The 7218-nt window shown below is 31.9% G+C and carries 7 protein-coding genes; 1 reads left to right on the top strand and 6 read right to left on the bottom strand.

What is annotated here, in order from left to right; all coding sequences use genetic code 11:
- Positions 1–320 precede the first annotated feature (320 nt).
- The 6 genes from B9P78_RS08880 to B9P78_RS08855 form a co-directional block, all read right to left on the bottom strand.
- Positions 321–1442 (bottom strand): glycosyltransferase, encoded by a 1122-nt coding sequence (locus B9P78_RS08880; RefSeq protein ID WP_094519091.1) that lies wholly within the window; start codon positions 1440–1442, stop codon positions 321–323.
- Positions 1443–1444: 2 nt separating this feature from the next.
- The gene (locus B9P78_RS08875; RefSeq protein ID WP_094519090.1) at positions 1445–2293 is read right to left on the bottom strand and encodes an NAD-dependent epimerase/dehydratase family protein; all 849 of its coding nucleotides are present in this window, start codon (positions 2291–2293) and stop codon (positions 1445–1447) included.
- Positions 2290–2919 carry a sugar transferase gene (locus B9P78_RS08870; RefSeq protein WP_094519089.1) on the bottom strand — a complete coding sequence of 210 codons (630 nt, stop codon included), beginning with the start codon at positions 2917–2919 and terminating at the stop codon, positions 2290–2292. The genes B9P78_RS08875 and B9P78_RS08870 overlap by 4 nt, the downstream gene beginning before the upstream one ends.
- A gap of 63 nt (positions 2920–2982) precedes the next feature.
- Entirely contained in the window at positions 2983–3726 is a 744-nt protein-coding gene (locus B9P78_RS08865) for a nucleotidyltransferase family protein (protein ID WP_094519088.1), read from the bottom strand.
- Complete coding sequence (locus B9P78_RS08860) at positions 3726–4526, bottom strand: hypothetical protein (protein ID WP_094519087.1); 801 nt, start codon at positions 4524–4526, stop codon at positions 3726–3728. The genes B9P78_RS08865 and B9P78_RS08860 overlap by 1 nt, the downstream gene beginning before the upstream one ends.
- Positions 4526–4927, bottom strand: a complete 402-nt coding sequence (locus tag B9P78_RS08855) for a galactokinase family protein (RefSeq protein WP_094519086.1) — start codon at positions 4925–4927, stop codon at positions 4526–4528. The genes B9P78_RS08860 and B9P78_RS08855 overlap by 1 nt, the downstream gene beginning before the upstream one ends.
- A gap of 293 nt (positions 4928–5220) precedes the next feature.
- On the opposite strand from B9P78_RS08855, the gene B9P78_RS08850 reads away from it, so the two are divergent.
- Positions 5221–6477, top strand: coding sequence for an O-antigen ligase (locus tag B9P78_RS08850; protein WP_158520593.1), 1257 nt, complete (start codon positions 5221–5223; stop codon positions 6475–6477).
- The last annotated feature ends 741 nt before the right edge of the window (positions 6478–7218 follow it).

Here is a 7218-nt window from a genome sequence, read left to right as displayed (position 1 = left end):
TTTAGTCACTTTAACCATAGCAGAAAGGGGTTCTTTTTTCATCACTTAACGGGTGAAGATGAAAAAGTAATTGTAAGCTGCCGTGAGGCAGTTTCACATGGTTTTAATTAAAAGTATGAATTATTCAGGATATAAATTTATAAGTTAATCAATCACTGATACCCATCATAAGTACCCGAAATACTAAAATTATTCCTACAGATCAAATGTGTTTTATTGAATGATTGAGTGAAATTAGATGTAATCATAGTTTCTTCAGAATATATTAAAACAAATTTTTTTGATGGTTTTTTCATATTTTAATAATCATCTTGTAATCGCTAAAATTTTTTACTATATACATTTCGCATTGTTTCTACTATCTTATTTATTGAATAATTTTGAATTTTTTTGAAATTATATTTTCCGTGGTTTTTAGCCAATACGGGATTATTCATATATTTTAATACACTTTCATAATAAAAATTTGGTGTATTCTCGCCAAGATAACCTCCTTTATCCTGATCAATTAAATCTATATTTCCTCGTATTCTTGAACCAATCACAGGTAATCTACTTGCCATAGCTTCCATAACTGAGACTGGTAACCCTTCATGAATAGAAGGAAAAACAAATATATCTGCAACATTACAAATTTCATTAATATCATTTCTAAATCCCAATAATAATACCTGCTTTGTAAGATTATATTGTTCAACTAGATCTTCCAACTCATCTCTTAAAGGCCCTTGTCCGCAAATAATATAGGTTATATTCTCAGTAGAAAAGTTACTAAGAGTTTCAATTACGACCTTATGATTTTTTCTTTCTGATAACTCTCCAATTGATAGAAGTACTAAATTATTTTCTGGAATATTGAGTTCTTTCCTTTTTCTTTCAATTTCGGTGGGGGAGGAAACAATAAATTTATCAAGATCAATCCCTACACCAGGGACATAAATATTTTCCTTTGCATGCATTTTTTTTGAATAATTGTAATCTTCTTCATTTATAGTAATCAGTTTATCAGTATATCTAGATAAAAATTTCTCTATTGGGTAAAAGATTATCCAATTTTTAATAGGTGCTCCCTTATAAAAATGAAATCCATGTGCTGTATAAATTATTTCTGATTTAATATTTGGATTTTTCATTTTTACAAATCGCGTTAAAGCTCCTCCAATTGGAGTATGGCAATGTACAATATCAAAATCACCATCGAGCATTATTTTTTCTAATTCTTTAAATGCCTCTAAATTATCTTTTTTAAATGGTGACCTTTCAAAAGAAACCTCATGAAAATAATCACAGAAATCAATTTTCATATCCCCTTTAGGAACATAGTCATTCTTTGCTGCAACATGAATTTCATATCCCATTTCTTTGAGTAATTTGAAGGTTGGAATATGAAATACATTAATATGCAATTTAACAACCGAGGCAACAAATAAAATCTTTTTCATGCTTACTCCCTTTCTGTTTCCAGTATTGAACCATTAAAATCCTTTATATTATATTCCAACTCAAAATTTGACATTTCTCGTTGGTACGTCAAATTTCCAAAGATTTTTTGAAATAAAGTAATTTTATTACTTAAAATTTCGGGTACACCGAATGAATTTACAAATATAATATTATGATTATTTACTTTTGCAATCTGTTTTACCAATTCAGTAATATTTACATATTGAACATTTTGAGGGTATTTAACTCCATCATATCTCTCTTCTATTATTATTCTAAAAAATTCTGATAAATTATTTATATAAATCATACTTCTTTTATTATTTACACGAGGAAAAATAGGCGTTCTCTTGGCAAAAGATGATAATATTTTATAATTTCCTGGACTTTTTGGTCCGTAAACCATTGGAGGACGAACAATTGTCACAGTAAATTTGTTGCTTTGTATTTTTTGTAAATATAAATCAGCTTCCAATTTAGATTTCCCATATGCGGTTTTAGGATTACAGGGGGTATTTAGATTAATCATGTTGCAAACTTCACCAAAGACACTCATCGTACTCGTCTGTATGAAATGTTTCACCCGCTCATACTTTGCTTTATTTGCTATTTCTATAGCCAAGTCTCGATTTACTTTATAGTACTCCTTTTCATTTTCTTGAGTGATTTTTTGATGTGCAATTCCTGCCACATTTAAAACGACATCATAAACGCTCCAGTTTTGATTTTTCCAATCGTCATTTCTCACTGATATCTTAGTTACTTGATATTCATCTGGCCATTGGCTAACCCATTCTTCAAATTTATTACCAATGTATGAATTTTGACCTGTAATTAAAATTTTCTTCATGCTTGATCATCCTTCACATCTTGCTTGGCTTTTTCAATGACTCCTGTGCCGCCTTCAACTACTCCATCACTTCTCAAAACACTTGAAATGGTACCGAAGAAACATTTTATATCAAATAAGAAAGAAATGTTTTGAACGTAATCACCATCTAGTTTAGCTTTTATTGGGATTTCAAGTTCATCCCGGCCGTTGATTTGTGCCCATCCAGTTAAACCAGGTCGAACGTCATTCGCGCCATATTTATCACGCTTTTCGATCAAGTCATATTGATTCCATAAGGCAGGTCTAGGACCAATTATAGCCATTTCCCCTTTTACGATATTAATCAATTGGGGTAATTCATCTAGACTAGTTTTCCGTAAAAAATTTCCAGATTTCGTGATAAATGCTTCTGGATCATTTAATAAATGAGTTGGCATATCGGCAGGTGTATCACTTCTCATCGATCTAAATTTGTAAATTTCAAATAGTGCTTTATTTTTCCCTACTCGTTTTTGTTTGAAGAAAACGGGTCCAGGCGAATTTGTCTTTATCCAAATAGCAATAATTAAAAACAACGGACTTAAAACAATTAAAGCAATTAAGGAAATCAAGAAGTCTAGTATCCTCTTGAAATATTTATACATGTTTTTCCTCCCAAATGATAATGAATGAGGCATCTCTGTTAGTGATGCCTCGTTTGTAACTATTTAAGCTTCATCACTCGCAAATAGTTTCTGGACTTGCTCATATCTTTCTAGCGTTCCAATATCGTAGCGGTATTCATTAAATACAAAACCGTATACTGTACTGTGTTCTAATAGGTATGGGATAAAGTTCCCGTTGGCGTCCATATTGTATCCTTCTTTTTGATACGCATCGAAAAGTGGTAAATCCTCTTTCTGGATGATATAAAAAGTTGGTACAGCGTATGGATAATTCACTTGTGCTGGTTTTTCTTCAAAACCTATTATCTTACCATTTTCATCGATGTCGGCTGTACCACCACGTACTAGTTGTTTAAGGTCTTCTTCTTTGTAGATGGATATTGCATTACCTTGATGTTCTTTGTAGAAGCTCACTAGGTCTACAAGAGAGAAGCCAAATAGGTTATCACCGGCGGCAATCATCAAGTCATCTTCAACCTTTGCCTGTTCAATTACAAAGTGAATATCGCCTAAAGCCCCTAAACGATCTTCATTCGATAATGTACCGTCATTGATAACAGTTAACTTGATGTCATAAGTAGAATCTTTTGCCCACGTTTCAAAATGGGTATGAAACTTATCGTTGGTAACGATAAAGATTTCATCTAGTTCCTCAACGGCAACCATTTTTTCAACGATGGAATCTAATATGGTTTGGTTACCAACTTTTAATAAAGGTTTTGGTTGATTTTTCGTTAGTGGGTAAAGTCTAGTTGCATAACCAGCTGCTAGAATTATTGCTTTCATTAGCGGTAATCCTCCACATTCACAAATCTTGCACCATCATCTGTCTTACAGAAGTTGACTTCGTATACGTCTTTAATGGCTGGGAATTTTTCTGGATAAACGGCATCAATGTTTGCTTTGATGGCTTCTTTTTTACTTGGATCAATTAAACCAATAACTGCGCCACGGAAACCTGCACCTGAAGGCCGTGCCCCGTACACGCCATCTGTTTCTTGCAAGATATCAAAAGTCAATTTCATTTCTGGAATACCAGTTTCATGTTGGTAGAAAGAGGAATTGCCAGATTCGAACATTAATTGACCAAATGTATCGATATCACCGTTTGCGTATGCTTCTGCACCTTGTAAGACACGTTCTTGTTCTGTATAGAAATGGGCTGCACGTTTTCTAAAGCGGTCAGGCAATTGGTCTTTGTACTTGTTATATATTTCGATTGGAATATTTCGTAGTTTCACATCTTCTAAAGCTAGTAGTGGTTGACCAGCAAGTTCAAGTAATAACCATCCGGCTACGCGCACTTCTTCAACACGATTGTTGAAGTCGGTACCCATTAAGTTTTTAGAGATACCAGAGTATACAACAATGACTTCAAAGTCTTTAAAATCTGCGCCCTTATCAATCATTTGATATTCATTAGTTAAGCAGTCCATTAACATTAATTGGTTGTTCATACTCAACACGTTGGCTGATTGATCAAGAATCCCGTTTTTCAAACCAATAAATTTGGTTTCAACCCAGTGGCTATACATAATAATATCCATTTTAGATACTTCGATGTTGTTTACATCACATAAGGCCATTAGATAAGCTGTTGTAACAGCCGCTGATGAGGAGATAATCCCCCAATTGGTAACTTTCCTGAAACCACTGCATTCAATCCAACTTTTAACACATGGTCTTCTTGAAGTGCTTTTACAGCACCACGAATATATGACCCCCAGAAGCCTGGAATATATTCTAAATCATGACCATAAGAGAAAAGCTCGGTATCTGGAAAATCTTCACTTTGAATTTCCAAATAGCTATCTTCACGCGGTGCATATACCATATCTACACTAGCGTCTAAGGTCATTCCTGTAACTCGTCCACCTTGATAATCTGAATGGGCACCAATGGGACAAATTCTCAATGGCGATTTGACCTTGCGGATTGTGTCTGATTGGCCATACTTTGCAATAAAAGTAGCCATTAAATTAGACATGCCTCTATCTCCAATCTATCGTAATCTATAGCTTTATTTATTATATCAAAGAAAAATAGCAAATTTATGATAATCTTTAAAAAAGTATATTTATATTTCATCAATTTTAGTCATTCTACAATTTTATACAAAATTTCTTATCTATTCTTCAACTAAATTATTGATGTATCATATTGACCTCCTAATATGATACGATTAATATAGGAAAAAATATAAATCTATAGAATGTATAATTGATCTAGTATACAGTCTGATTAACACTCAAAATTTTTATTAAAGGAATGATAGTTAAAATGATAAATACTGGTACCATAAAAATGAACTCCCTTTCCCAAGCTTTGATTTATGTATGTACTTTTTTATTAGGAATTACAATTAATCAAACCTCTTACCTTTTTGGAATAAACTCTTCGCTCTCGGATATTCTCTTAATACTAATAATTCCTACCTTAATTTATACCAAGCAATTAAATTTTGTAAAAAATGAAACGATATTTTTTTTAATGTTATCTATATTAGTCTTATTTAGTGCTACATTTGTTGTTCCAACAATCGTTAACATTACACCTAGTGTGACCAATATTTTTAGTGATTACATTAAAATATTAGTATCATTTCTTTATTTCATATTAGGATATAACTTATCCAGAATAGGATTTGATAATAAAGTCATTAGAGTACAAGCAAAATTTGCAGTGCTTGTTGCAATTTTAGGAATAGTTGCAAATTTTATACCCCTACCCTTTATTAGTGAAACATTCTTTTTCGGAGGCTATCGATTAAAGGGATTTTTAAATGATCCAAACTTGTTTGCTATTGTACAAATATTAGCTCTATCATATTTCCTCAAATACAGAGATAAAAACAATAAATTTAGAGGCGTTTCAATTTTTTTATTAATTTTTTCTATTTTGATGTCAGGATCAAAAACTGGCTTACTAAGTATGATTTTTATCCTTTGTCTGGATTTGTTTCAAAAAAACTTTACTTACCGAATTAAGTTAAAAGAAACAATTGTATTTTTAATCTTAGCATTCATACTTATTATATTAGCCCCCCCACTAATAAATTACATGCTCAAACTATTAATTTCGCTAGCAGAACAATATCCTTCAATTGAGAGATTATCATCATTATTCACTGATTTTAGTACCGCAATTTCTGGAGATGGCTCCCACAGAGATGTGGTATGGAAAAAAGCAATAAAAATAATTAGTATGTTTCCTATAACCGGCGTGGGTGTCGGTACATATTTAAATATTGCTGGAACACTACCAGGGGTGGTAACGGTGGCACATAACACCTATCTACAAATGTATGCTGAGTGGGGAATTATATTTGCTAGTATATTCTTCTTATATATTATATACATGATTTTTTATTCCCTTTTATTAGTTAGAAAAAATATTACCATAAATGTTGTTAGTTCGGGAATCATTGCAATTATGATAGGTTCACTTTCAATTTCTTTGAATAATGCTAGATTTTTTTGGCTATACTTAGGTATTCTACTTTATCATATAAAATTTGAAAAAAATCAAAAAATATAATTGATTGACTACAACCTTTAAACTGAAAAAACTGATTAAGATACACACAAAGATGATCCCGATAAGCTGTCGGGTCATCTTTTTAATTTTGTGATAACGATAATGGTTGTAAATTTCAATATAGTCTTCGACTGCAAACCAAATGTTTTGTACTAATTCTCTTCTTTCAGATAAAACAACCTCTTCAAATAATCGAAGGAAGATTCTGATGTTTCGTTGTTCCAACAGTTTTTCCGCCTCAACATGAAATTAATTAGGCCAATTTCGTCAGCCTTTTCCTGGAAAAATACAAGTATAATAATCCCTTGATCTGAGTACACGTCATACTTTATTTACTTTGTTTTATTTTCTATATTTTGTATTCTGATAAATGGTAGTGCTTTTCTTTAACACATTTTTAGAATTTTGATTAATCCTCAAAGGTTAATTCTCAGATTAGCTACAATTTTTTCTAAAATTCCCATTTCCTTCTGTGAAACACAAATAGACTGTAACGGAAGAAGCATAAAAAAACGAAAACTTGAAACATGAAACCTGAACCCCTACCAATAAACTGAACAAATAAAAAAGAGAGTTATGCTACCCACAAAAGATGATCCCGATAAGCTGTCGGGGTCATCTTTTTTAATTTTTCTGATAGCGATGGTTGTTGTAAAATTCAATATAATCTTCAACTGCATATCAAAGATCTTGTAGTGTTTCTCTTCTTTCAGATAATACAACGTCCTTCATATGACCAAA

It is taken from the genome of Aerococcus sp. 1KP-2016, assembly GCF_002252085.1.
Taxonomy (GTDB): domain Bacteria; phylum Bacillota; class Bacilli; order Lactobacillales; family Aerococcaceae; genus Aerococcus.
This window is presented reverse-complemented; position numbering and strand designations above follow the sequence as displayed.